Below are 22,458 nucleotides of genomic sequence, written 5' to 3' on the forward strand. Positions count from 1 at the left end.
CCGATGCCCCACCAGCTCCTCGTGTTCGGTCAGCACGATGGGCGCTTCGGTGACCGCCGCCCGCAATACCTGGGCCGTCATCGCTCGTGGTCTCCGCCGGCGAGCTGATCCAGCGCGTGATCCAAGACCTCGGCAAGCACACCGAGGCCGTCGCGCACTCCGCCGGATGAGCCGGGCAAGTTGACGATCAGCGTCCGCCCGGCCACGCCACACACGCCGCGCGAAAGTACCGAGGTCGGCACCTTCGGCAGCCCGGAGCGGCGGATGGCATCGGCCAGGCCGGGAATCTCGTAGTCCAGCACCGCCACCGTCTGCGCCGGGGTGTCGTCGGTCGGTGAGATCCCGGTTCCTCCGGAGGTGATGACCAGGTCGACGGGTGCGGCTACCGCGGCCCGCAACGCCGCGCCGACGGCCTCACCATCGGGGACGACCTCCGGTTGCGCCGGCGCGAAGCCGCGCTGCGCCAGCCAGTCGGCGATGATCGGCCCGGTGCGGTCGGTGTACACCCCAGCCGAAGCGCGTGTGGAGGCGATGATGACGTGGGCGGTCCGGGTCCTCGCGGCAGTCACTGACGCTCCCAGGCCCCGGTGCGTCCGCCGTCTTTGCTCAGCACGCGGATGCTGTCGATGACGGCGGCGCGGTCGACGGCCTTGATCATGTCGTAGAGCGTCAGGGCCGCCACGCTGACCGCGGTCAGCGCCTCCATCTCCACCCCGGTGCGGTCGGTGGTGCGCACCGAGGCGGTGATGTCGATGTGGGAATCGCCGATGGTGAAGTCGACGTCGACGCCGGTGAGCGCCAACTGGTGGCAGAGCGGCACCAGATCGCTGGTCCGTTTGGCGGCCATGATGCCGGCCACCCGCGCGGTGGCCAGCGCATCGCCCTTGGGCAGCCCGCCGGCCGAGATCAGCTGCACCACCTGCGCGGTGGTGCGCAGCACTCCGGCGGCCACAGCGGTGCGCTTGGTGGCCGCCTTTGCGCTGACGTCGACCATGTGGGCCGCACCGCGTTCATCGAGGTGTGAGAGCGGCCCGGTCATGGTGGTCACGCCTACCGGTTGACGACGGTGACCGGATGCAGGTAGGGCAGCTCGTCGGACGGGAGCGGGAATACCAGGTCCCCGAACGGGGACAGCGCACCGGCCCGGTCGGTACGCAGCTCGCTCACTGCCGGTTCGCCGTCCGTGTCGGGCCACCCGTTGTCGACGTACCGGTTCTTGTTGTCCTGTTTCGCAGCCACGGCTCCCATTCTGACAGGTCGCGATCGGCGTCGCTCACCGGTCGGGCCTTACGCTGGTCTTCTATGACCAAACCCGCCCGGGGTGTGCCGCTGGGATCGTGGCTGGCCGAGCTGCCCGATGAGGGCCTGATCCGGCTGCTGGAGCTGCGGCCCGACCTCGCCCAGCCGCCGCCGGGCAGTATCGCCGCCCTGGCGGCGCGGGCCCAGGCCCGCCAATCGGTCCGGGCGGCCACCGACGAGCTGGATTTTCTGCGGCTCGCCGTCCTCGACGCCCTGTTGGTGCTGGATGCCGATGCCGCCGCAGTGCCGCTGGCCGACCTGCTGGCGTTGATCGGTGACCGCGCCCCCGCCGACGCGGTGCACGCGGCGTTGACCGACCTGATCGAACGGGCCCTGTGCTGGGGTTCGGACGGCGGTTCAGCGAGGCTCGACGAAGGAGAGGCGAAGCTGGGACCGCCGCATTCGCCCCAGCCCGACGGTGTGCTGCGGGTGGTCGCCGAGGCCGGCGCCGGGCTGCCATGGCATCCGGGTCAGGTCACCCGGGAGGATCCCGAGCAGAGCCCGGAGCAGATCAGGGAGGCCGTTGCCGACCTCGACGCGCCGCAGCGGGACCTGCTGGACAAGCTGCTTGCGGGCTCCCCGATCGGCCGCACCCGCGACGCCGCCCCCGGCGCGCCGCCGGAACACCCGGTGCCCCGGCTGCTGGCGGCGGGGCTGTTGCGCCGCATCGACGACGAAACGGTGATCCTGCCGCGCTTGGTCGGCCAGGTGCTGCGCGGCGAGCAGCCCGGGCCGGTCACGCTGCAAGCGCCCGACCCGGTGGTGTCACAGACCACGGCCGCCGACGTCGACGCGACCGCCGCCGGCGCGGTGATCGACCTGCTGCGCGAACTCGACGTGCTCCTGGCCAACCTGGGCGATACGCCGGTGCCGGAGCTGCGCAGCGGCGGGTTGGGCGTCCGTGAGGTCAAGCGCCTGGCCAAGTCGACCGGCATCGACGAGACCCGGTTGGGCTTGCTGCTGGAGGTGGCGGCCACGGCCCGGCTGATCGCCTCCGACTATCCGGACCCGGCCACCGTCGACCAGCGGGACTGGCCCGACGCGGACGGGCCGTACTGGGCGCCGACGGTGCTCGCCGACCGGTTCGCCGAGCGATCGACCGCCGAACGCTGGCACCTGCTGGCCGGCACCTGGCTGCAGCTGCCGGCCCGGCCGGGCCTGATCGGCAGCCGGGGCGCGGACGGCAAACCGCGGGCGGCGCTGTCCACGCCGCTGTTTTCCACCGCCGCCCCGCTGGATCGCCGGCTGCTGCTGGGCATGCTCGCCGAACTGCCCGACGGTGCCGGGACCGACGCGGTGTCGGCGTCGCAGGCTTTGATCTGGCGGCGGCCGCGCTGGGCCAGTCGTCTGCAGCCCGGGCCGGTGGGCGAGCTGCTCGACGAGGCGCACGCGCTCGGCGTGCTGGGCCGCGGCGCCCTCAGCTCCCCGGGGCGCGCTCTGCTGGCGGAAACCTGGTCTGAGGGCGCAGCCGAGCCCGCCACCAGCGCGACGGTCTCATCGATGACCAAGGCCCTACCGGAGCCGATCGACCATTTCCTGGTGCAGGCCGATCTGACCGTGGTGGTGCCCGGGCCACTGGAACGGGACCTCGCCGAGGAACTGGGCGTCGTGGCCAGCGTCGAATCGGCCGGCGCGGCGATGGTCTACCGGGTCTCCGAACAGACCATCCGGGCTGCCCTGGACGTCGGCCGGACCGGCGCCGGGCTGCACGCGTTCTTCGGAAAGCACTCGAAAACCCCGGTCCCGCAAGGACTCACCTACTTGATCGACGACGTCGCGCGCCGGCACGGGCAGCTGCGGATCGGGATGGCGGCGTCCTTCGTGCGCTGCGAGGATCCGGCCCTGCTGGCCCAAGCGGTGGCGGTTCCGGCCGCCGAGGCGCTCGGCCTGCGGTTGCTGGCCCCGACGGTGGCGGTGGCGCAGGCCCCGATCGCCGACGTGCTGACGACGCTGCGCGATGCCGGTTTCGCCCCGGCCGCCGAGGATGCCACCGGAACGATCGTCGACATCCGGCCGCGCGGGGTGCGGGTGCCGACTCCGGCGGAGCGCCGCAGCCACCGGCCGGTCGCCGGGCCCAGCGGCGAGAGCCTCACCTCGTTGGTCCGGGTGCTGCGCACGGTGACGTCGGCGCCGTTCGACAACATCCGCCTGGAGCCGGTGACCGCGATGATTCTGTTGAAACGCGCCGCGGCCGAGGGATCCACGGTGCTGATCAGCTACGTCGACGCCGCCGGGGTGGCCACCCAGCGGGAGGTCTCCCCTGTGCTGGTCCGCGGCGGGCAGTTGGTGGCCTTCGACTCGACGTCGGGTCAGATGCGCGAGTTCACCATCCACCGCATCACGTCCATCTCCGCCGCCGACGGGAATCAGTAGGCCACGCCTCCCGACGGTGGCTCGTAGCATGGTCTACGGGTTCGGGTGAAGGGACCGCCCATGGTGACCGTCGATCGTGAACAGCCGCTGGACTACGCCGGCCTGCGCGGTGATCTGGCCGGTCGCTACCACCCCACCCCCAGTGCCGGAGCGACTGTCGACGACGAACTGGTACGCGAAGACCTCGCTGCCCTCGACCGCGACGGCTACCTGGTGTGGGAAGCACTGCTCAGCGACGACCAGTGCGCCGCGATCCGCGCCGAGGTAAGCCCGCTGCTCGGCCACACCGGGCGGAATTCCTTCGAAGGCAAGAGAACGCAACGCGCCTACGGCCTGCTGAACAAGACCCGGTTGTGCGACCGGCTCGTCGAGCACCCGCGGGTGCTGGCGGTCCTCGACCGGCTGCTGCTGCCCAACTATCTGCTGTCGATCCTGCAGGCCATCAACATCGGGCCGGGCGAATCGGCGCAGCTGCTGCACGTCGATGACGGGTTCTATCCCGTTCCGCGGCCGCACTCGCCGCTGGGAGCGGCAACGATCTGGGCGATCGACGACTTCACCGAAGACAACGGCGCCACCGTCGTCCTGCCGGGCAGTCACCGCTGGGGCCGGCGCGAACCGGGCGACGCCGACGAGCGCAGGCCGATCGTGATGCCCGCCGGCAGTTGCGTGTTCTTCGTCTCGACGCTATGGCATGGCGGCGGCGCCAACGTCTCGACCGGCGCACGGCTGGCCGTCACCGCGCAGTACTGCCAGCCGTGGTTGCGTCCGATGGAAGCGTTCACCCTGTCGGTGCCGTTGGCCACCGCCCGGGACCTGTCCGACGACATCAAACGCATGCTCGGCTACAGCATCCATCCGCCCTTTGTGGGCGCGGTCGACGGCATGCATCCGTTACGACTGCTCGAACAGGGCCGGGAGGCGGGGCGCTAGCGGCGCCCCTGTCGGTGGTCTCCGGATAATGGCCCCATGAGCACCGACGGGCCCCTGATCGTCCAATCCGACAAGACCGTGCTGCTCGAGGTCGACCACGAGCAGGCCGGCGCGGCGCGTGCTGCGATCGCGCCGTTCGCCGAGTTGGAACGCGCCCCCGAGCACGTGCACACCTACCGCATCACCCCGCTGGCGTTGTGGAACGCCCGCGCCGCCGGCCACGACGCCGAGCAGGTGGTCGACGCGCTGGTCACCTACTCGCGGTACGCGGTGCCGCAGCCGCTGTTGGTCGACATCGTCGACACCATGGCGCGCTACGGGCGCCTGCAGTTGGTGAAGAGCCCCGCGCACGGCCTGACCCTGGTCAGCCTGGATCGCGCGGTGCTCGAGGAGGTGCTGCGCAACAAGAAGATCACCCCGATGCTCGGCGCCCGCATCGACGACGACACCGTCGTGGTGCATCCCAGCGAGCGCGGCCGGGTCAAACAGATGCTGCTCAAAATCGGTTGGCCCGCAGAGGATCTGGCCGGCTACGTCGACGGCGAGGCGCATCCGATCGAGCTGTGCCAGGACGGCTGGGCGCTGCGCGACTACCAGGAGATGGCCGCCGACTCGTTCTGGTCGGGCGGTTCGGGGGTGGTGGTGTTGCCGTGCGGCGCCGGCAAGACGCTGGTCGGCGCCGCGGCGATGGCCAAAGCCGGTGCCACCACGCTGATCCTGGTCACCAACACCGTCGCCGGCCGGCAGTGGAAACGCGAGTTGATCGCGCGCACCTCGCTGACCGAAGAAGAGATCGGCGAGTACTCCGGGGAGCGCAAGGAGATCCGGCCGGTCACCATCGCCACCTACCAGGTGATCACCCGGCGCACCAAGGGCGAATACCGGCACCTGGAACTGTTCGACAGCCGCGACTGGGGGCTGATCATCTACGACGAGGTGCATCTGCTGCCCGCGCCGGTGTTCCGGATGACCGCCGATCTGCAGTCGCGGCGCCGGCTCGGGCTGACGGCCACCCTGATCCGGGAGGACGGCCGGGAGGGCGACGTGTTTTCCCTGATCGGGCCGAAGCGCTACGACGCGCCCTGGAAGGACATCGAGGCCCAAGGCTGGATCGCGCCGGCCGAGTGCATCGAGGTGCGGGTCACCATGACCGAGAGCGAGCGGATGACCTACGCCGTCGCCGAGCCGGAGGAACGCTACAAGCTGTGCTCGACGGTGCACTCCAAGATCGCGGTGGTGCGCTCGATCCTTAAGCAGCATCCCGGTGAGCAGACCCTGGTGATCGGCGCCTATCTCGACCAGCTGGAAGAGCTGGGCGAGCAGTTGGGCGCCCCGGTCATTCAGGGCTCGACGCGCACCGCCGAACGCGAAAAGCTCTTCGACGCCTTCCGCAGCGGCGAGGTGTCCACCTTGGTGGTGTCCAAGGTCGCCAACTTCTCGATCGACCTGCCGGAGGCCTCGGTGGCCGTGCAGGTCTCGGGCACCTTCGGCTCACGGCAGGAGGAGGCCCAGCGGCTCGGCCGGCTGCTTCGGCCCAAGGCCGCCGGCGGCGGAGCGGTGTTCTACTCCGTGGTCGCGCGCGACAGTCTGGATGCCGAGTACGCCGCGCACCGGCAGCGGTTCCTGGCCGAGCAGGGTTATGGCTACGTCATCCGCGACGCCGACGACCTGCTCGGCCCGGCGATCTGACGCGACCCGCGCGCAAGCTATCCGCGCGCGGCGGGGCCAGGCGGTTAACCTCGAAACATGGCGTTATCCAAGGACGAACGCGAACTTTTTCTGGCCGAGCCACACATCGCAGCGCTGTCGGTGAGTGCGGGAGACGGCCGTGGCCCACTGACCGTGCCGATCTGGTATCAGTACACCCCGGGCGGCGAGCCCTGGGTCCTCACCGGCGTCGAGTCCCGCAAGAGGCGGCTCATCGAGGCCGCCGGCTGCTTTTCGCTCATGGTGGAGCGTACGGAGCCGACCGTCCGCTATGTCGCCGTCGACGGGGCCGTCAGCCGCATCGAGCCTGGCACCGACGACCATCACGCCGAGCTGGCCCACCGCTACCTTCCCCCCGACCGGGCCGAGAAGTTCCTCGAGTTCGCACGGACCGAACTGGGCGACTACGTGGCCATTCATCTGCGCCCCCAGCACTGGCTCTCCGCTGACATGGGAGCCATCTAGACGCGATGGGGGCCAGGAGGCTGCTGTTCCGGGCCATGTACCGCCTGGGGTTCACCCCGTGGGACGGCCACGCGCTGGCCCGCGGCCTGCGCAACCTGGTCGAGATGGATGCGGGCGTGGGGTTGCCGCCGGGCACCGCACTGGATCTCGGCTGCGGCACCGGAGATACCTCCATCTATCTGGCGCAGAACGGGTGGCGGGTCACCGGCGTCGACTTCGCGCCGCGGGCGCTGCGCATCGCGCGGGCCAAGGCCCAGGCGGGGAAGGTGTCGGTGCGGTTCGTCTGCGCCGACATCGCCCAAGTCGCCGCGGCCGGTCTCGGTAACGACTTCGACCTGGTGACCGACAACGGTTGCCTGCACGGGATGAACGATCATGATCGGGGGGTCTACGCCGCACAGGTCAACGCGGTGACCGGACCGGATTCGCGGCTGCTGATCGTCGCGTTCGGCCCGGGTGCGTTGTTCGGCGTCCGCGGGGTCGACCAGGCCGAGATCGCCCGGCTCTTCGCCCCGCAGTGGGAGCTGATCTCTTCCGGCGACGAGCCGAACTATCTGCCCGCCAATGGCGGCCAGCCGGTGCGGCACTACCTGTTGGCGCGCCGTTGCTGACCGGTCAGCCCCCGCAGGCGCTGGGCAGCAGCATCATCAGCGGCCACAGCAGCACCCCGGCCACCGTCGCCACCTCGTAGATGCTGTGGGGCGGTATGCCGAACTGCTGCTCGGCCCGGGTCTGCAGGAGCTCCACCCCGTCGGGCCGCAAAAACAGGCACACCACCCCGATGACCACGTAGACCAGGCCCAGCCACAGCGCCGCCTCCAGCAGCTTGCCGACGGTGATGCTCACCCGGTAGTCCAACAGACGCGAAATCCCCCGAAGCCACGAGGGTTCGGGGGACTCCACGTCGTTTCCGCCTGGCTACAGCAGCGAGGACGGCGGGGTGAACCGGTCGCCGTACTTCGCGGCCAGTTCCTTGGCCCGCGCCACGAAAGCGTCCTTACCGACCCCGTGCGGCCCCTCGTAGCCGACGATGAACTGCGCGGTTCCGCCGGTCCACGGCGGGAAGCCGATGCCCATGATCGCGCCGATGTTGGCGTCGGCGGTCGAGGTCAGCACGCCTTCGTCGAGGCACTTCTGGGTCTCCAGCGCCTCGGCGAACAGCATCCGGTCGATCATGTCCTGCAGCGGCGGGGTGGCGCTGCCGGAGTTGAACGTCTCCCGCAGGCCCGGCCACAGACCGGTGCGCTTGCCGTCGACGTACTCGTAGAACCCGGCGCCCTTGAGCCGCGACGGACGGCCGAGCTCGATCATCTTCTCGACGACCGTCTCGTTCATCTGCTTCTCGTACTTGCCGCCGGCGGCCTCGATGCCCTCGCGGGTGGCGACGGCGATCTTGTGCATCAGCTCCAGGTTGAGCTCGTCGGAGAGCTGCAGCGGAGCCGCCGGGTAGCCGGCCTGCAGACCGGCCTGCTCGATGCTGGCCGGCTCCACGCCCTCACCCAGCATCATCAGCGCCTCGTTGATGAAGGTGCCGATGACACGGCTGGTGTAGAAGCCGCGGCTGTCGTTGACCACGATCGGGGTCTTCTTGATGGCCAGCACGTAGTCGAAGACCCGGGCCAGCGCCTCGTCAGAGGTCTTCTCGCCCTTGATGATCTCCACCAGCGGCATCTTGTCGACCGGCGAGAAGAAGTGGATGCCGATGAAGTCCTCTTGGCGCTTCACGCCGGTGGCCAGTCCGGTGATCGGCAGCGTGGAGGTGTTCGACCCCAGCAGCGCGTTGGGCTCGACGATGTCCTCGATCTCCTGGAAGACCTTGTGCTTGAGCTCCTGGTTCTCGAACACCGCCTCGATCACGAAGTCGACGCCCTTGAGGTCGGCCGCGTCCCCGGTCGGGGTGATCCTGTCCAGCAGCGCCTGGGACTTCTCGGCGGTGGTGCGGCCACGCTCGAGCGCCTTGGCTTCCAGCTTCTCCGAGTAGCCCTTGCCCTTCTGCGCCGCCTCGGTGCTGACGTCCTTGAGCACCACGTCGTAGCCGGCCTTGGCCGACACGTAGGCGATGCCGGCGCCCATCATCCCGGCACCGAGCACGCCGATCTTCTTGATCGGGGTCTGGCCGATACCCTCGGGCCGGCTGCCGCCGCCGTTGATGTGCTGCAGGTCGAAGAAGAACGCCTGGATCATGTTCTTGGCGACCTGGCCGGTGACCAGCGAGACGAAGTAGCGGCTCTCGATGCGGGTGGCGGTGTCGAAGTCCACCGCCGCGCCCTCGACCGCGGCCGCGAGGATCGCCCGCGGCGCCGGCATCGGCGCGCCCTTGAGCTGCTTGCGCAGCAGCGCCGGGAACGACGGCAGGATCGCCGCCAGCGACGGGGTCGACGGGGTGCCGCCGGGCATCTTGTAGCCCTTGACATCCCAGGGCTGCACACCGGCGTCGGGGTTGGCCTTGATCCAGGCCTTGGCGGCCGGCACCAGCTCTTCGACGCTTCCGAGCACCTCGTCGATCAGGCCGATCTCCTTGGCCTTGGCCGGCTTGAACCGGGTGCCCTGGGCCAGCACGTTCATGAACGCGTTCTGGATGCCCAGCATGCGCACCGTGCGGGCGACGCCGCCACCGCCAGGCAGCAGGCCCAGGGTGACCTCGGGCAGGCCGAGCTGGCTGCCCTTGGTGTCGGCGGCGATCCGCCGGTGACAGGCCAGCGCGATCTCCAGACCGCCGCCCAGCGCCGCGCCGTTGATGGCGGCGACGACGGGCTTGCCCAAGGTCTCCAGGGCGCGCAGATCGGCCTTGATGCCCTCGCACTGGTCGAAGACCGCCTGGGCGTCGTCCGGGCCCACGTGGATCATCGCCTTGAGGTCGCCGCCGGCGAAGAAGGTCTTCTTCGCGCTGGTGATGACCACGCCGGTGATCGAATCCTTCTCCGCGGCAAGGCGTTCCACCGCGTTGTGCATCGATTCGCGGTAGTGCTCGTTCATCACGTTGGCCGACCCGGTCGGGTCGTCCAGGGTCAGCGTGACGATGCCGTCAGCGTCCTTGTCCCACTTGATGGTGTTCTCTGCCATTTTTGAAAAACCCTCTCAGACGCGCTCGATGATGGTGGCGACGCCCATGCCACCGCCGATGCAGAGTGTGATCAGAGCGCGGCGGGCACCGCGGCGCTCCAGTTCGTCGACCATGGTGCCGGTGATCATGGCGCCGGTGGCGCCCAGCGGGTGGCCCATGGCGATGGCGCCACCGTTGACGTTGAGCTTCTCGTCGGGGATGTTGAGGTCCTTCTGGAACTTCAGCACCACGGAGGCGAACGCCTCGTTGAGCTCGAACAGGTCGATGTCGTCGACGGTCATCCCGGCGCGGTCGAGCACCCGCTGGGTGGCCGGGGTGGGGCCGGTGAGCATGATGACCGGGTCGGCGCCGGACGTGGCCGCGGCCACGATGCGAGCCCGCGGGGTCAGCCCCTGCTCCTTGCCGGCCTTCTCCGAACCGATCAGCACCAGCGCGGCGCCGTCGACGATGCCGGAGCTGTTGCCGCCGGTGTGGACGTGGTTGATCTTCTCGACGAAGTGGTACTTCTGCAGCGCCACGTCGTCGAAGCCGCCCATCGCGCCGATCCCGTCGAACGCGGTCTTGAGCTTGCCCAGCCCCTCCAGGGTGGTGTCGGGCCGCATGTGCTCGTCGTGGTCGAGAACGACCAGGCCGTTCTGGTCGCGCACCGGGACCACCGACTTGGCAAAGTAGCCGCCCGACCAGGCCGCGGCGGCCTTCTGCTGGCTGCGCAGGGCGTAGGCGTCGACGTCGTCACGGGAGAAGCCCTCGATGGTGGCGATCAGGTCGGCGCCGATGCCCTGCGGCACGAAGCCGATCTGGTAGTTGGTGTTGGGGTCGCTGGCCCAAGCGCCGCCGTCGGAGCCCATCGGGACGCGGCTCATCGACTCCACGCCGCCGGCGAGCACCAGGTCGTCGAACCCGGCCTTCACCTTGGCGGCGGCGGTGTTGATGGCCTCCAGGCCGGAGGCGCAGAACCGGTTGAGCTGAACACCACCGGTGGTCTCGGGCATACCGGCGGCCAGCATCGCGGTGCGGGCGATGTCACCGCCCTGGTCACCGACCGGCGACACGACGCCGAACACGGAGTCGCTGATCTGGTTCACGTCCAGGTCCGGGTAGCGGGAGCGCAGCTCGTTGACCAGGCCGACGGCCAGGCTGACCGGCTTGATCTCGTTCAGCGCCCCGTTTTTCTGCTTGCCGCGCGGGGTGCGAATGGCCTCGTAGATGAAGGCTTCTTCGGACATGACTGGTGTTCCTCTTCGGTATTGGGTGTTCGATGCGGATTGTTCGATTGCGTTCCCCCGCAAGCGGGAGGCGCCCCCAGCTGGGAGCGTAGACCTCTGCTTGCCACCCTAACAGGACGGCCGATCAACCGGATGGTTGGGCCGTGTGAGCTGCTGCTCCTCGGTTCGCCCCGAATACACTGCCGTGTTGTGACCGGCACCGATGCTCCCGCGCCATTATCCGCATCCTGGCAGCAGCGCTTTGCGTTCTTCGACGCCTACGGGCTGCCATCGTCGTCTCCGGAGGCCCGGGACGCGATGCGGGCGCTGCCGTGGCGCGACCGAATCCGTATCAACTCGAACGTGCTGGCATTCCTGTTCTTCCCGTTCTACTTCTTCGTCAAGGGCATGTGGCGCAAGGGTGTGGTGTGGGCGGCAGTCACGATCACCCTCGGCGCATTCGGGGTGGCTCTTGATGTCAGCGACCAGATCGCGCGGGCGATCGGCATCGGGCTCGCCGCCGGCGCTATGACCACCGCTAACTACGCCTACTACCTGCACGCGGTGAAGGGCAGCCGCTCCTGGAACATCCTCGAGGGGTTCGGCCGACGTTCCACGAGCTGAGGACGCGCGGCTCTTTAAGCTGGCCGGTTATGACGGTGTCGCGGTTACGGCCCTATGCCACCACGATCTTCGCGGAGATGTCGGCGCTGGCCTCGCGGATCGGCGCGGTCAACCTCGGTCAGGGCTTCCCCGACGAGGACGGGCCGCCGGCCATGCTGGAGGCCGCCCGCGCCGCGATCACCGACGGCGTCAACCAGTACCCGCCGGGCCTGGGGATCCCCGCCCTGCGCGAGGCCATCGCCGGCCAGCGCCGCCGGCACTTCGGCATCGACTACGACCCGGAGACCGAAGTCCTGGTGACGGTCGGGGCCACCGAGGCCATCGCCGCCGCGGTCCTGGGCCTGGTCGAGCCGGGCTCCGAGGTGCTGCTGCTTGAGCCGTTCTACGACTCCTATTCGCCGGTGGTCGCCATTGCCGGCGCGCGGCGGGTTGCGGTTCCGCTGGTCCCCGACGGCCGCGGCTTCGCGTTGGACATTGACAGGTTGCGCGGCGCTGTCGGTCCGGCGACCCGCGCGCTGATCGTCAACTCGCCGCACAACCCGACCGGCACGGTGTTCACCGAGTCCGAGCTGGCGGCGATCGCCCGGATCGCGGTGGAATCCGATCTGCTGGTCATCGCCGATGAGGTCTACGAGCACCTGGTCTTCGCCGGACGGACCCACCTGCCGCTGGCCGGGTTCGAGGGCATGGCGCAGCGCACCGTCACCATCTCCAGTGCGGCGAAGATGTTCAACTGCACCGGCTGGAAGATCGGCTGGGCTTGCGGGCCGGCGCAGCTGCTGGCCGGGGTGCGCGCGGCCAAGCAGTACCTGAGCTATGTCGGCGGGGCCCCGTTCCAGCCGGCGGTGGCGCTGGCCCTCAACTCCGAGGACGCCTGGGTGGCGGCGCTGCGCGCGACGATGCAGGCCCGCCGCGATCGGCTCGCCGACGGGCTGGCCCAGGTCGGGTTCGAGGTGCACGACAGCTTCGGCACCTATTTCTTGTGTGCTGACCCGCGGCCGCTGGGCTATCACGACAGCACAGCGTTCTGCGCCGAACTACCGCATCGGGCCGGGGTGGCGGCGATCCCGCTGTCGGCGTTCTGCGTGCCGGCGGCCGAAGCTGCGGCTCCCGAGGTCTGGAATCACTTGGTGCGCTTCACGTTTGTCAAGCGTGAGGAGACTCTTGACGAGGCGATCCGCCGCCTGGCGGTGCTGCGCGACGGGCCGGTCACGGCTCGGTAGGCGTCCACTCCCGCATCACCCGCTCACGCAGCCGCTCGGTAGCGGTCTGCAGCACCACCTTGCTGGCGCGCCGGACGATGAACGCCGGAATCGGGCCGGAAGGCTCGACGGTGATGTCGAAACGCACCCGAGTGCTGTCCGGGCCTACCCGGGTCAGGGTGTACTCGACGTGCTGGGCGCGCTGCTGCGCGGTGGCCTTGGCATCCCAGACCATCCAGTCCGGTCCCCAGTGGTATTCCAGAATCTCCTTGTCCACCAACCCCAGAACCTTGATGGTGGCGCGGACGTGGTGGGGACGGCCGTCCTCGTAGGTGTCGAGAATCTCCACTCGCTTATGCACCGGCGACCAGGACACCAAGTCGGCCACATCGGCCAGCGCGTCGAGGATCTTCTCCGGCGGCGCGTCAATGACAATTTCCCGCGATGCTCGAACAGCCACTGCCCCGAGCCTAGCCGCGTGGGCAGCGCCCGGCAGGGTTTCCCCGAACCGAAGTCAGCGGCCCTTTTTGACCTTGAGCACCTGGTCGCGCAGGCCGTCGGTGGCGGTCTTCATGCCGCCCTTGAGGGTGCTCTTGAGCAGAAAGCCCGGGATCGGGATGGAAGGGTCGACGTCCATGTCGAAGCGGACCTTGGTCTTGTCACCTTGCGGGGTCAGCGTGTACTTGGCGTCTTGCGCCTTGAGTTGGCCGGCCGACACCAGCGTCCAACCGACACTGTCGGCCGTCCAGCTGTATTCGACCACCTGCTCGTCGGTGAGACCGGCCGCCTTGATCCTCATCCGCACCCGGCGCGGCCGGCCGTCGTCGTAGGTGTCGAGCACCTCGGCGCTCTGGTACTGCGGGGACCAGGAGGGGACGGACTCGACGTCGGCGAGGACATCGAAGATCTCCTCCGGGCTGGCTTCGATGACCACTTCGCGGGAATCCTTGACTGCCATGGCTGGCAACGATAGCCAGCCACGGGATGGCGCGCGGGGATTTGCGCCGCACGGAGCGGTCACGTCGATAAGGCGGGGACGGTGGCACGATGGAGACCATGCATGTGACCGCGCGCATCGCCGCACCCCTGTTGGCCGCCGCGGCCTTAGTTGCCGCGCCCGCCGCTCACGCCGATGACGCCAGCTATCTGGCGAAGGTCAACGCATCACCGGTGCCGATCCCGATCGCCGATGAGGTCAAGGTGACCTCGGGCCACTACGTCTGCGTCCTGTTGCGGATGTACGGGCACACCGGGACCTACCGGGCCGGGATCTCGCCGGGCGACGTGGTGCGTCAGCTGACCAACACGTTCCACTACAGCCCCGAGGCCGCCGACGTCCAGATCGCCGCGGCGCAGTCCGAGCTCTGCCCGGAGACGTTGCGGCCCTGAGGTTTAGCCGGTTTAGCCGAGGAAGAACCCGGCGCCCGGGCCACCCTTGGCGTTGACGTCGTCGAGGATCGCCTTGAACAGCACGATTCCCGAACCCGGCTGGTCCAGCGGCGCGGTTGGGACGGTTCCGTCGCGGATCATGCCGACGATCAGGTTGTCGACGGTGACCGGCGCGCCGTCGTCACCGGGTTGCCACCACTGCTCAGCGGCGGTGTTCACACCGTCGGGCCCGACGTCGAAGCAGCTGAGGCCGGTGCCCAGCCCGAGTTTGCAGGCGTGCGTCGCAGCGGCGGGTGCTGGGCTGAGGGGTTCTGGGTTGTCGGGTGCTGGGGCGGCGGGTTCCAGATCGGTGGGTTCCGGGTCCGGGGGGCCGATGCCGTAGATGCCAAAGCCTTCGTAGTCGGCGATCGGTTTTGCCTTCACCGGATCGAACTCGATCACCGCGTAGCCGAGAGCGTCGTCGGCGGCCACCACCGTGCCCACGGTGCCGCGCTCTTCGGCACCCTCGGCGATCACGGGCGAGCCGGGTGCGCCGCAGTGGGCTGAGGTGAAACCGATCAGCCGACCGGTGCTGTCGTGGCCCATGGCGGTCAGCGTGCACAGCGTGTCGTCGTTGAGCGTGATGCCGGCGCCGCCGCCGAGCAGGAGCTTGTCATCGGCTGCGGCGCTGGCCGGCGCCGAGGTGATCAGCGCTGCCACGGCCACCATGACCGCAGCTATGCGCCGAAGGGATGCACCGTGCACAGCGGCCCAGTCTATGGGCCTGTCCGACGGCCGTCCTCTGAGGTTGACGCGTGGCCTTCGCCGCTCGGCGGTTCCGTTGGTGTGTCGGTGTCCGGTTGCTCATCGACGTCCGGATCCACCCACCACACGAGCAGGCAAAGCGCCCCGATGCCGAGCAGGATTAGCGGCACCCAGACGCCGCCGAAATGGATGAACGTCCCGAACGCATCCGCCTGATCGCGCTCGACCACAGGCCATCCCGTTGCGAGCCACGCGAACCCCGCGCCAGCACCGACGAATCCGCACCCCAGTGCATAGGCGACCGCCTCCGGGTCGCCCACGGCTCGCCGCGAGACGGCGGTTGTCGCAAAGGTGATGAGCCCGCCGACGAGACCCACGAGGAACATGATGATCAACGCGGAACGGGAGATGCCATGCGGGCGCGGGTCCACGCTGGCACCGGTGATCTCCCCGATGTAGCCGAGCCGGTTCGCAAGTGCGTTGTCGAGAACGCCGACCCGCAGCACGTCGTAGAGGGCTGCCACCCAGGTTCCGATGAGTACCCCGCAGGCCGCCAGCAGCACGGTGGCGATCACCGTTGCCTTGGTGTGGGTGTGCCTGGCCGGGTTGAACATGTTCACCATCCTCGGACGTGCCCGCCGGTCGCTACGGTGGTCGCTACCCCGCTGCCCGTGCGGACTCCGCTCATGACCCGCCTCCGCTGCTGTCCGACTCGTACGGTCGGTTGTCGGGGTGGTATTCGACCGGGTGGGCCGGGTCGAGTTCGACGAGGAGATCTCCGCGGTGATCGGCGAACACGATCACCGGCGTTCCGGGCACGGGGATCTTGTGCGCATACGTGTTCACCCGCACCGACACGACGCGCTCCCCGGTCTGATGCTGGTAGCGGATCGGGACGTTCCCGCCCTGATTCCAGGTCGCCGGGTCGGGCAGCGCTGCCACCACGCCCCGGTACCGGGTTCCCGTGGCGCGCAGGCGGAGGATACGAGCCACGTCGAGTCGAGCACAGCGCACCCAGCGGGCGGCGATGAGCGCGGTGATCAGACAGGCGGTCGCCGTGACCGCGGCCGAGAGGCCGAAGAACCTCGACGCCCACCAGATGCCCAGCGCAGCAAGGCCGATGGCGATGCCGCCGAGCAGGCCGGCCAGCAGAACCAGGTTGCGGGCACGCTCGCGCATCGTCAGCTCCATGCCCCGCACATAGACGCCGGAAAAGCAGAAGAGCGCGAGGCCCGCTGCCGGTATCCCGAGCGCGAGCCACCACCAGGAGAGCACCCCGAGGCCTTCCGAGAGGCCGGCGACGACGAACCCCACACCCGCGATCGTGCATCCGACGCTGACGGCGAACGCGACCACGAGGAGCCCGAACCCGAACCGCAGCGGCTCCAGGACCGCTGCGACCGGCACCCGGGGGACGTTGCCGCCCTTCTCCCCGCCGGTGGTGAACACCGGATGCTCCTCCAGCCATGCCCACTCCTCGGCCACCGGGGCTGTCCCCTCGTCTGCTCCGCTCACCGCGCCCGCTCCCCCTCGACGAATCGCTTGAGGCTGGGCTTCGCGGGGTCGCAGCGGATCCAGTGTGTGCCGGCGTTCGACCTGCGGGTCATGCGGCCGTGGAACAGCGGGCCCGAGTTCAGGGCTTCGTGCAGCCCGTCGCGTGGCTGCTGTCGCATGTCGATCCCTTCCTGTCAGGTCGGGGATCGCCACGGTGCGGTGCAGTTGTCGGTGTCGACGAAGGTGGGTGACATCCCTTCTGCCAGACACATTGTTCCATGACCGGCTCTGCCGACCACCGGAGCGGAGCGGCGAGGCGCAAGCGCGACTGCTGCTGCGAGATGCCAAGAGCCAGGCGTGAGTCCACCTCGACCGGAGGATAGGTGCCCTACGCGTCTTCCGGGGAAGCCTCGCCAACCGAGCCTTGCCGATCGGGACTGGGCCCATGTGGGTCATCGAGACCGGCTCTCGGAGCACTTCAGAAACGAGAAAAACCACCTGCTACCAGGTGGTTCCCTTGGTGGCCAGGGCCGGGATCGAACCGGCGACCTTCCGCTTTTCAGAAGCACGTTTCGGCATCGCCCCAGGTCGCGCATTCGTAGCCGGGAGCAGTGACCTGCGCGTTTGCTGTTTCGACCGCGCGCGGAGCGAGCGCTTGCGTGTCACATCTGTGTCATGTCGTGTCACATCGCCGGCCGCGGCGCGGGGTCGAACCAGTGACCGACCGCAACAGGAACAGCCCCATCTGCGACAAGAAGATGGGGCTGCTCTCGTAGATGGAGGCGTCAGCGCGGCGTCGGTGCCGCACGGCAACCGTTCACGCCGACGTCCTTCGAGTCCACCCGCTCCGGATACCCCGCGGTGGCGCCCGCCGGCAGCGCCCACCAAGACCCGCCCGGGGCCACACCGATCACCGTGACGCACTGACTGTTGACCGTGGCCTGATCGACCACCAGGAACTTCGGCGGGGCCGGCTGCGCACGCCCTTCGGCTTCACCGTGATCGTGCACCGCCGCGGTCCACAGCCAGAGCCCGATCAGGGCCGCCGCGGCGACGCCCAGTTCCGCCCAGAAGCGAGGCTGCTTCAGGACGGCTAACAGCACCTGTCCGGGCCTGCATCGTTGCGACTTCTCGGGGGTGTTCTCGGTACCGAGTTCGGTCATGCTCCTGCTCCGTTCACGACTCGTGGCGTGGGCGACGTGCGGTCACACGTCGCGCCTGCCAGTGGGGGCGTGGTGGCCTCGACGGCCGTCCCGGCACGCGGCACCGTCAAGGAGACCCAGTACCCGGTGCAGTAGGCGGTGTCGACGCGGTACCCGCTCTGGTCGCGGTGGGCGTACGCCGCGCCCATGCGCTTCGCTGCGGCCCACCGCGCGGCGCGGTCGGCGGAGTCATCGTCGCCGAACGGGATGCCGTTCCAGCGGGCGCCCGAGGTGACCGACCTCCCGAGTTCGGTCGGGAGGGAGGGCAGGTACCAGGTGCGCCCACCGGGCTCGCGCAGTACCGCTGCACCGTGCCACTCGGTGTACATGAAGCCCCGCCGCTGCTGCTCCGCCTCCTGCGCCTTGCTGCGGTCGACGCCGTCCGGCAGCTCACTGATCAGCTTGACGCCGTTCATCTCGCGATAGACCTGATCCCGGGCATCGGCCACCAACTTGTCGGTGCCCTTCTGCCACCCCTTCTGTGCAGCCTCCAGCTGCTGGCCGGCGGCGGTGACGTCGGCAGCCAGCTGCGCGGTGGTGGCCCGGTCGACGGCGCGTTGCCCGTCGATCCAGCTCCCCGCGCCGCCGGCCAGCAGGCCGGTGATGAGCAGCGTGGCTCCGGCCCCAGTGCCTGCGGTGAGGGCAGTAGTCCGCGCCCCGGCGCCGACCTTGCGGATTCCGGTCGCGGCCCGGCTCATGGTGTTCTTGATTTTGCTCATGTTCGTGCTCCGTTTCGTGTGCTGTTTGGACTACGCGACGTGGCCGTAGTTCGAGTACGGATCGGCCCCGGAATCGGTCTCGCCGACGGCCACTTCCACCGCTGCGGCGACGTCGATCTCGGGCTCGGTCTCCGACGTGATCTCACCGCCAGTCTCGGTGCCATTCTCGGCCTCCGGATCGGTCGGCGCGAGGCCCAACTTCTCCTCGAGGTCGGCCACACCGCGCAGCCTCTCCAAGGAGGCCTTCACGGCCTTCGGCTTCTCGGCCGCGGCGGCCTCGCGGGCGGCCCGGGTCCAGGCGTCGGCGACAAGCGTCTGCACAGCGGCGGTCACCTTGGAGCGGGAGGCGCCGGCGTCGACCAACTCGACGATGTTCTCGGCGTCGGCGGTGACGTCGGCCGGCAGCGAGTTGGTGGCCGCGGCGACAGCGAGGAGACGGGCGACGCGCTCGGGGTGCGGGACGGTGTTCTTGTTCATGTTCACGGTGGTGTTCCTCCTGGAACTGGTTGTGGGGCGGGCGGTTGTGCCCTACTTCCTCTTCTGGTTGTTCGGTGTGGCGTCGGATTGAGCGCGACTTTGAGCGAGGGTTTGAGCGCTATCCCTGTGTGGAGCACTGGTATTCGGCTGCTTCACCGGTGAGGGTTTCGACCCCCCGTTCCCGTGCGCGGTTCACGGATTGGGGCTCGGAGAGGCCCTGCAACCCCAAAATCAGGGTTTTCCAGGCGGCGGCCTCGAAGATGCACCACTGACGGATTTCACGTGAGAGCCGAAACGTCCTGTAGCGCGGCTCATTCGACCACCCGCCAGTTCCACTCCACTGAGGGGTCCCAGACGATCTCCCGGCCGATCATCCCCGCGGGAGTGTGCGGCAACCGCCGCGTGAGGGTGCTCGCGCGAGGTCCGATCCTCTCGTTGTCGGAGGTGATGAACGAGACCGTTCCGCCGGCCAGAATCGATGCACCAAGTAGGTCGAACTGGAGCTTCTCGATCGTCTTCTTCCACCGCCGCAGCTCCCGCAGCGCGGCTACGGCCTGCTTCGCGGTGACCGCTTGGGGGTCGCTCTGACTCAGCGCGCGCATGCGCTTCAACGCGTCGGAGTACACGGTCAACAGGTCGTTCGCGACCTGCTTCTGAATCTCCCCTGCGGCGTGCCGGTTCACCGCGGTCGGGGTACGCATCCGGCCCATCAGACGGCCTCGTTCACGAGGATGTACTTGGCGGGGGTATCGGCGGCGCGGCGCTTGAATGCAGAGGGAGAGATCCAGACTTCGCGGCACGCCGCGGACACCGGGGCACCCGCGACGACGGCCATTCCGAGCAGGTCCGTCTCGAGCTTCGCCAGCTCGTCATCGACCTTGCGGAGGGCCTTCACCGCGTCTACGGTCGACACCCAGTGCAGCGTCGAAGAGTCGGACTCGACGACCTCGCGCAGCAGGTTCAGTGCTCCGGTCTGCGTCTCTACGATCTTCTTCGCGATCTTCGGCAAATGCGTCTTCGCGGCGGCGATCTGCTTGTCGTTCGGCTTGACGAACCTGGTCTTGGCGGTGCTCATCGTGATCCTCTTCTCTGGGTCAGTTGACGCTGGTGAATGCAGTCGAGCGGGGCGGGCTTCCGGGGCTGTACTGGGCACTGGTCATGTCCCACCGTGCGGCGCTCGGGTCGACTGTGATCTCTTCGGTGACGGGGTTGCGGCGGTCGAGAGCGACGGTGCCGAGGTCCTCGACGGTGCCGGTCATCTCGTACTTGCTGTTGCCCTCCCAGCCGCCCCACGACTGCCACTCGCCGTGCGCGCCGGGGACGCCGTCGCCGACGACTCGCGCTACTACGCCGAGTGCCTGATGTCCGGGCGGGGAGCCGTCACAGTGTGGTTGAGCTCCGGCGAAGTGGAGCACGTCGCGGGCACCCGCTACCTCGACGTGGAGAAGCTGCGCGCCGACGAGAACGAGGGCACCCTCGAGATCATCTACCTCGGTGTGGTGCTGCGGTCGTATCCGGTCGGCACGTGGAAGCGGTTGGACTGCGTGGACGGCGCCGGGGAGTGACCTGGGCTGAGCAGCAACGCTGCCCTGTCGGTACCGGCGCCTACGCTGTCGCCCACGCCGCCTGAATCCGGCGACTCCGCTGCATCCTGGGAGGGAACCATGACACTCGACGAACTCCGCACGATCATCGCCAGCTCTACCTCACGCGACTGGTCGCGGATCAAGTCGGCCGGGCCGACCTACCGTGACCGCTTCGGTTCGTGGAGCAGCCCTGCCGACGGCACTTCCGGCGTCGAGCACGACAGCCACGTCGAGGTAGCCGTCTATCGCCCGGACATCGACCTGACGGTCGCCTACGGGATGCCGGAGAGCCAGCACGACCGCAACCTGAAGTTCGAGTGGTCGGACAACTTCCCGGACTCCGAGATCCGGGAGATCAGCATCGCCGACTTCTTCTGGCGCGGCTCGCTGGTGGACCGGGTGAACTACGTGTACGTCGACGGCGGCCGAGGGATCGTGCCGCTCGGGAGCGGACACCAGGGACTGCGCATTACGCAATACGGACTCGCGGTGGCGCGGCTGCTCAGCGGCATCGCGGACTACCAGGAGTTCGACCGGTACTACTCCTCGGTGCCATTCGAGCTGCAGGACTGAGATGGCCCTGCAACTCGTCGACCTTCGCCGCGGCGCTACCGACGATCGCTGGTGGACGCCGCCGTTCGACTGGTCCGTCGCCTATGAGAACGAACACTGGTGGAAGCGGCAGCTCGGGGAGGGCCCGTGGTACGTGCAGGTGCTGGAGGATGACGTGGAGGTGGCCCGCGTCGAGTTCGACGACCCCGGCGGTATCAACCCGGACTACGAGGGCGTTCCGGGGCTCGGCCCCGAACGCCTGGAGATCCAGTTCATCGAGGTGGCCACCGCGGCCAGGGACCGCGGCATCGGAACGCAAGTGGTTGGCGTCCTCGCCGAGCGCCACTCCGACCGCCGCCACTTCGCGTACTCCGAGGCCGACCGCTTCTGGGCGCAGCTCGGATGGGAGCCGTTCTACGACCCGAGTCCTGGCCCCGCTGGCCGCACCCTGTTCATACAGCCGGCGCGGTAAAGCGTCGCGCGCAGGCCTGACCGGTGGGTGTCACCCCATCTCGGTAGCCTCCATCGTCATGGGGCCGGAGGACTTCTTCGAAGAGACCGAGACGATCAGTCCTTGGACCAGCGAACCGACCATCACGACCAAGCTGCGGAAGGACTTCCTCAACGAGCTGCGTGCAGGCCCCGTAGCCGGCACGGACGACCTCGACACTGCGATCGCGCTGACCCACTTGGTGTGGGACAACCTGACTGCGTTCGGCACCGACGGCAGCAACGCGCTCGACGACAAGGAAATCGCCCTTGCCCAACGCGCCCTCACCGCGACTCTCTCGCGCATCGGTATCACGCTCAGCTTCCCGTGGCGGGACTTCGCCACCTTCAAGGCGCACTGGTTGCGCAACGGCTGCTACAACTCCTGGCAGGCCCGCCGCGACCTACTCAACGACTTGTTCGCCCCGGTGCAGGCGGAGCTGGATCGGCAGGAGGAGGCCCAGTTCCGCGCCGTGAACGCCGAGGCCGTGTCGCCGCACACCAAGACGGGTTGGCCGAAGGTGGACGAGGAACTCACTGAGCTTCGTCGGCGCTTCCGCACCGCCACCACGACCCAGGACTACCGCGACGTCGGTAACCGCGCCGTCGGCGTGCTGGAGGCTCTCAGCCGCACCATCTACGACCCCGCCGTGCATCTGCGCGACGGCGAGGCCGAACCGCCGGCCGACAAGACCAAACAGCGTCTCGGCCGGTACGTCGAAGACTCGCTCGCCGGCAAGGACAACGAGGCGATCCGCGGCGTCGCCAACAAGGTGATCGAGCTCGCCCACAGCGTGAAGCACTCCACGGAGCCCACGCGGCGGGAAGCCGGGATCGCCGCCGACTCGGTGATCATGCTGGCGAACATCCTGCGGCGGGTCGATCAGGACTTCTGAGTCGAAGTCACGGTTGCATCGCGTCACCGGGGGTTCAC

Annotated in this window: 30 protein-coding genes; 12 read left to right on the top strand and 18 right to left on the bottom strand. The window is 68.8% G+C overall.

Annotation, left to right across the window (positions count from 1 at the left end):
- Positions 1-77: 77 nt before the first annotated feature.
- Genes A5694_RS20880 through A5694_RS20890 form a run of 3 tightly spaced genes read right to left on the bottom strand, consistent with a single transcriptional unit; the run spans position 78 to position 1,248 of the window.
- Positions 78-536, bottom strand: a complete 459-nt coding sequence (locus A5694_RS20880) for a MogA/MoaB family molybdenum cofactor biosynthesis protein (RefSeq protein ID WP_419179729.1) — start codon at positions 534-536, stop codon at positions 78-80.
- Positions 537-565: 29 nt separating this feature from the next.
- Positions 566-1,039: a cyclic pyranopterin monophosphate synthase MoaC gene (gene moaC, locus A5694_RS20885; protein WP_064924291.1), complete on the bottom strand. Its 474-nt coding sequence runs from the start codon at positions 1,037-1,039 to the stop codon at positions 566-568.
- An 11-nt stretch (positions 1,040-1,050) separates the two neighbouring features.
- Positions 1,051-1,248: a hypothetical protein gene (locus tag A5694_RS20890; RefSeq protein ID WP_064924214.1), complete on the bottom strand. Its 198-nt coding sequence runs from the start codon at positions 1,246-1,248 to the stop codon at positions 1,051-1,053.
- Between the two features lie 54 nt (positions 1,249-1,302).
- Here A5694_RS20890 and A5694_RS20895 point away from each other — a divergent pair, with 54 nt between their 5' ends.
- The 5 genes from A5694_RS20895 to A5694_RS20915 are packed head-to-tail and all read left to right on the top strand — an operon-like array spanning position 1,303 to position 7,388.
- Positions 1,303-3,672: a helicase-associated domain-containing protein gene (locus A5694_RS20895; RefSeq protein ID WP_064924215.1), complete on the top strand. Its 2,370-nt coding sequence runs from the start codon at positions 1,303-1,305 to the stop codon at positions 3,670-3,672.
- 60 nt (positions 3,673-3,732) lie between these two features.
- Entirely contained in the window at positions 3,733-4,605 is an 873-nt protein-coding gene (locus tag A5694_RS20900) for a phytanoyl-CoA dioxygenase family protein (RefSeq protein WP_064924216.1), read from the top strand.
- A 36-nt stretch (positions 4,606-4,641) separates the two neighbouring features.
- Positions 4,642-6,294 (top strand): DNA repair helicase XPB, encoded by a 1,653-nt coding sequence (locus A5694_RS20905; RefSeq protein WP_064924217.1) that lies wholly within the window; start codon positions 4,642-4,644, stop codon positions 6,292-6,294.
- Positions 6,295-6,351: 57 nt separating this feature from the next.
- Complete coding sequence (locus tag A5694_RS20910; RefSeq protein WP_064924218.1) at positions 6,352-6,777, top strand: pyridoxamine 5'-phosphate oxidase family protein; 426 nt, start codon at positions 6,352-6,354, stop codon at positions 6,775-6,777.
- A 5-nt stretch (positions 6,778-6,782) separates the two neighbouring features.
- Entirely contained in the window at positions 6,783-7,388 is a 606-nt protein-coding gene (locus A5694_RS20915) for a class I SAM-dependent methyltransferase (RefSeq protein WP_064924219.1), read from the top strand.
- A 4-nt stretch (positions 7,389-7,392) separates the two neighbouring features.
- Here the strand turns inward: A5694_RS20915 and A5694_RS20920 are convergent, their stop codons facing one another.
- From A5694_RS20920 to A5694_RS20930, 3 genes are all read right to left on the bottom strand, one after another.
- A complete protein-coding gene (locus A5694_RS20920) occupies positions 7,393-7,623 on the bottom strand; it encodes a hypothetical protein (RefSeq protein ID WP_234786429.1) in 231 nt (76 codons plus the stop codon).
- Positions 7,624-7,695: 72 nt separating this feature from the next.
- Positions 7,696-9,840 (bottom strand): 3-hydroxyacyl-CoA dehydrogenase NAD-binding domain-containing protein, encoded by a 2,145-nt coding sequence (locus A5694_RS20925; protein WP_064924220.1) that lies wholly within the window; start codon positions 9,838-9,840, stop codon positions 7,696-7,698.
- A gap of 15 nt (positions 9,841-9,855) precedes the next feature.
- Complete coding sequence (locus A5694_RS20930; protein WP_064924221.1) at positions 9,856-11,067, bottom strand: acetyl-CoA C-acetyltransferase; 1,212 nt, start codon at positions 11,065-11,067, stop codon at positions 9,856-9,858.
- Between the two features lie 189 nt (positions 11,068-11,256).
- Here A5694_RS20930 and A5694_RS20935 point away from each other — a divergent pair, with 189 nt between their 5' ends.
- Both A5694_RS20935 and A5694_RS20940 read left to right on the top strand, forming a co-directional pair.
- Positions 11,257-11,670, top strand: a complete 414-nt coding sequence (locus tag A5694_RS20935) for a DUF2628 domain-containing protein (RefSeq protein ID WP_064924222.1) — start codon at positions 11,257-11,259, stop codon at positions 11,668-11,670.
- Positions 11,671-11,699: 29 nt separating this feature from the next.
- Entirely contained in the window at positions 11,700-12,893 is a 1,194-nt protein-coding gene (locus A5694_RS20940) for a pyridoxal phosphate-dependent aminotransferase (protein WP_064924223.1), read from the top strand.
- On the opposite strand, the gene A5694_RS20945 is transcribed toward A5694_RS20940, so the two are convergent.
- A complete protein-coding gene (locus A5694_RS20945) occupies positions 12,880-13,332 on the bottom strand; it encodes an SRPBCC family protein (RefSeq protein ID WP_064924224.1) in 453 nt (150 codons plus the stop codon). The genes A5694_RS20940 and A5694_RS20945 overlap by 14 nt on opposite strands.
- Positions 13,333-13,386: 54 nt before the next feature.
- Positions 13,387-13,830 (bottom strand): SRPBCC family protein, encoded by a 444-nt coding sequence (locus A5694_RS20950; protein ID WP_064924225.1) that lies wholly within the window; start codon positions 13,828-13,830, stop codon positions 13,387-13,389.
- Positions 13,831-13,919: 89 nt separating this feature from the next.
- On the opposite strand from A5694_RS20950, the gene A5694_RS20955 reads away from it, so the two are divergent.
- Positions 13,920-14,261 carry a DUF732 domain-containing protein gene (locus tag A5694_RS20955; protein WP_064924226.1) on the top strand — a complete coding sequence of 114 codons (342 nt, stop codon included), beginning with the start codon at positions 13,920-13,922 and terminating at the stop codon, positions 14,259-14,261.
- A gap of 12 nt (positions 14,262-14,273) precedes the next feature.
- Here the strand turns inward: A5694_RS20955 and A5694_RS20960 are convergent, their stop codons facing one another.
- The 10 genes from A5694_RS20960 to A5694_RS24215 all read right to left on the bottom strand — a co-directional run bounded on the left by A5694_RS20960 (position 14,274) and on the right by A5694_RS24215 (position 20,156).
- Entirely contained in the window at positions 14,274-15,005 is a 732-nt protein-coding gene (locus A5694_RS20960) for a S1 family peptidase (RefSeq protein ID WP_234787951.1), read from the bottom strand.
- An 11-nt stretch (positions 15,006-15,016) separates the two neighbouring features.
- Entirely contained in the window at positions 15,017-15,619 is a 603-nt protein-coding gene (locus A5694_RS20965) for a hypothetical protein (protein ID WP_131809624.1), read from the bottom strand.
- A gap of 70 nt (positions 15,620-15,689) precedes the next feature.
- Positions 15,690-16,520 carry a hypothetical protein gene (locus tag A5694_RS20970; RefSeq protein WP_064924229.1) on the bottom strand — a complete coding sequence of 277 codons (831 nt, stop codon included), beginning with the start codon at positions 16,518-16,520 and terminating at the stop codon, positions 15,690-15,692.
- A complete protein-coding gene (locus A5694_RS24210; RefSeq protein ID WP_165604310.1) occupies positions 16,517-16,678 on the bottom strand; it encodes a hypothetical protein in 162 nt (53 codons plus the stop codon). Before A5694_RS24210 ends, A5694_RS20970 begins: the two co-directional genes overlap by 4 nt.
- Before the next feature lie 606 nt (positions 16,679-17,284).
- The gene (locus A5694_RS20975) at positions 17,285-17,662 is read right to left on the bottom strand and encodes a hypothetical protein (RefSeq protein ID WP_064924230.1); all 378 of its coding nucleotides are present in this window, start codon (positions 17,660-17,662) and stop codon (positions 17,285-17,287) included.
- On the bottom strand, positions 17,659-18,420 hold the full coding sequence (locus tag A5694_RS20980) for a hypothetical protein (protein ID WP_064924231.1): 762 nt from the start codon (positions 18,418-18,420) through the stop codon (positions 17,659-17,661). The genes A5694_RS20975 and A5694_RS20980 overlap by 4 nt, the downstream gene beginning before the upstream one ends.
- A gap of 30 nt (positions 18,421-18,450) precedes the next feature.
- Positions 18,451-18,903, bottom strand: coding sequence for a hypothetical protein (locus A5694_RS20985; RefSeq protein ID WP_131809625.1), 453 nt, complete (start codon positions 18,901-18,903; stop codon positions 18,451-18,453).
- A gap of 305 nt (positions 18,904-19,208) precedes the next feature.
- The gene (locus tag A5694_RS20990) at positions 19,209-19,598 is read right to left on the bottom strand and encodes a hypothetical protein (RefSeq protein ID WP_131809626.1); all 390 of its coding nucleotides are present in this window, start codon (positions 19,596-19,598) and stop codon (positions 19,209-19,211) included.
- An 8-nt stretch (positions 19,599-19,606) separates the two neighbouring features.
- Positions 19,607-19,972, bottom strand: a complete 366-nt coding sequence (locus tag A5694_RS20995; RefSeq protein WP_064924234.1) for a hypothetical protein — start codon at positions 19,970-19,972, stop codon at positions 19,607-19,609.
- Positions 19,973-19,991: 19 nt separating this feature from the next.
- Positions 19,992-20,156, bottom strand: coding sequence for a hypothetical protein (locus tag A5694_RS24215; RefSeq protein ID WP_165604309.1), 165 nt, complete (start codon positions 20,154-20,156; stop codon positions 19,992-19,994).
- Between the two features lie 48 nt (positions 20,157-20,204).
- Between A5694_RS24215 and A5694_RS21000 the strand changes: the two genes are divergently transcribed.
- From A5694_RS21000 to A5694_RS21015, 4 genes are all read left to right on the top strand, one after another.
- A complete protein-coding gene (locus tag A5694_RS21000; RefSeq protein ID WP_234786400.1) occupies positions 20,205-20,462 on the top strand; it encodes a hypothetical protein in 258 nt (85 codons plus the stop codon).
- 99 nt (positions 20,463-20,561) lie between these two features.
- Entirely contained in the window at positions 20,562-21,056 is a 495-nt protein-coding gene (locus A5694_RS21005) for a hypothetical protein (protein WP_064924235.1), read from the top strand.
- A 1-nt stretch (position 21,057) separates the two neighbouring features.
- Positions 21,058-21,507 (top strand): GNAT family N-acetyltransferase, encoded by a 450-nt coding sequence (locus tag A5694_RS21010; RefSeq protein WP_064924236.1) that lies wholly within the window; start codon positions 21,058-21,060, stop codon positions 21,505-21,507.
- A 58-nt stretch (positions 21,508-21,565) separates the two neighbouring features.
- Positions 21,566-22,420, top strand: a complete 855-nt coding sequence (locus tag A5694_RS21015) for a hypothetical protein (protein ID WP_064924237.1) — start codon at positions 21,566-21,568, stop codon at positions 22,418-22,420.
- The last annotated feature ends 38 nt before the right edge of the window (positions 22,421-22,458 follow it).

The organism is Mycolicibacter sinensis, assembly GCF_001667945.1.
GTDB lineage: Bacteria > Actinomycetota > Actinomycetes > Mycobacteriales > Mycobacteriaceae > Mycobacterium > Mycobacterium sinense_B.

Bases quoted from the DNA above. Each gene is read 5' to 3' on its own strand.
- moaC (WP_064924291.1), bottom strand. From the start codon at position 1,039: ATGACCGGGCCGCTCTCACACCTCGATGAACGCGGTGCGGCCCACATG.
- A5694_RS20890 (WP_064924214.1), bottom strand. From the start codon at position 1,248: ATGGGAGCCGTGGCTGCGAAACAGGACAACAAGAACCGGTACGTCGAC.
- A5694_RS20895 (WP_064924215.1), top strand. From the start codon at position 1,303: ATGACCAAACCCGCCCGGGGTGTGCCGCTGGGATCGTGGCTGGCCGAG.
- A5694_RS20900 (WP_064924216.1), top strand. From the start codon at position 3,733: ATGGTGACCGTCGATCGTGAACAGCCGCTGGACTACGCCGGCCTGCGC.
- A5694_RS20905 (WP_064924217.1), top strand. From the start codon at position 4,642: ATGAGCACCGACGGGCCCCTGATCGTCCAATCCGACAAGACCGTGCTG.
- A5694_RS20910 (WP_064924218.1), top strand. From the start codon at position 6,352: ATGGCGTTATCCAAGGACGAACGCGAACTTTTTCTGGCCGAGCCACAC.
- A5694_RS20915 (WP_064924219.1), top strand. From the start codon at position 6,783: ATGGGGGCCAGGAGGCTGCTGTTCCGGGCCATGTACCGCCTGGGGTTC.
- A5694_RS20925 (WP_064924220.1), bottom strand. From the start codon at position 9,840: ATGGCAGAGAACACCATCAAGTGGGACAAGGACGCTGACGGCATCGTC.
- A5694_RS20930 (WP_064924221.1), bottom strand. From the start codon at position 11,067: ATGTCCGAAGAAGCCTTCATCTACGAGGCCATTCGCACCCCGCGCGGC.
- A5694_RS20940 (WP_064924223.1), top strand. From the start codon at position 11,700: ATGACGGTGTCGCGGTTACGGCCCTATGCCACCACGATCTTCGCGGAG.
- A5694_RS20950 (WP_064924225.1), bottom strand. From the start codon at position 13,830: ATGGCAGTCAAGGATTCCCGCGAAGTGGTCATCGAAGCCAGCCCGGAG.
- A5694_RS20955 (WP_064924226.1), top strand. From the start codon at position 13,920: ATGGAGACCATGCATGTGACCGCGCGCATCGCCGCACCCCTGTTGGCC.
- A5694_RS20965 (WP_131809624.1), bottom strand. From the start codon at position 15,619: ATGTTCAACCCGGCCAGGCACACCCACACCAAGGCAACGGTGATCGCC.
- A5694_RS24210 (WP_165604310.1), bottom strand. From the start codon at position 16,678: ATGCGACAGCAGCCACGCGACGGGCTGCACGAAGCCCTGAACTCGGGC.
- A5694_RS20975 (WP_064924230.1), bottom strand. From the start codon at position 17,662: ATGACCGAACTCGGTACCGAGAACACCCCCGAGAAGTCGCAACGATGC.
- A5694_RS20980 (WP_064924231.1), bottom strand. From the start codon at position 18,420: ATGAGCAAAATCAAGAACACCATGAGCCGGGCCGCGACCGGAATCCGC.
- A5694_RS20990 (WP_131809626.1), bottom strand. From the start codon at position 19,598: ATGCGTACCCCGACCGCGGTGAACCGGCACGCCGCAGGGGAGATTCAG.
- A5694_RS20995 (WP_064924234.1), bottom strand. From the start codon at position 19,972: ATGAGCACCGCCAAGACCAGGTTCGTCAAGCCGAACGACAAGCAGATC.
- A5694_RS24215 (WP_165604309.1), bottom strand. From the start codon at position 20,156: ATGACCGGCACCGTCGAGGACCTCGGCACCGTCGCTCTCGACCGCCGC.
- A5694_RS21005 (WP_064924235.1), top strand. From the start codon at position 20,562: ATGACACTCGACGAACTCCGCACGATCATCGCCAGCTCTACCTCACGC.
- A5694_RS21010 (WP_064924236.1), top strand. From the start codon at position 21,058: ATGGCCCTGCAACTCGTCGACCTTCGCCGCGGCGCTACCGACGATCGC.
- A5694_RS21015 (WP_064924237.1), top strand. From the start codon at position 21,566: ATGGGGCCGGAGGACTTCTTCGAAGAGACCGAGACGATCAGTCCTTGG.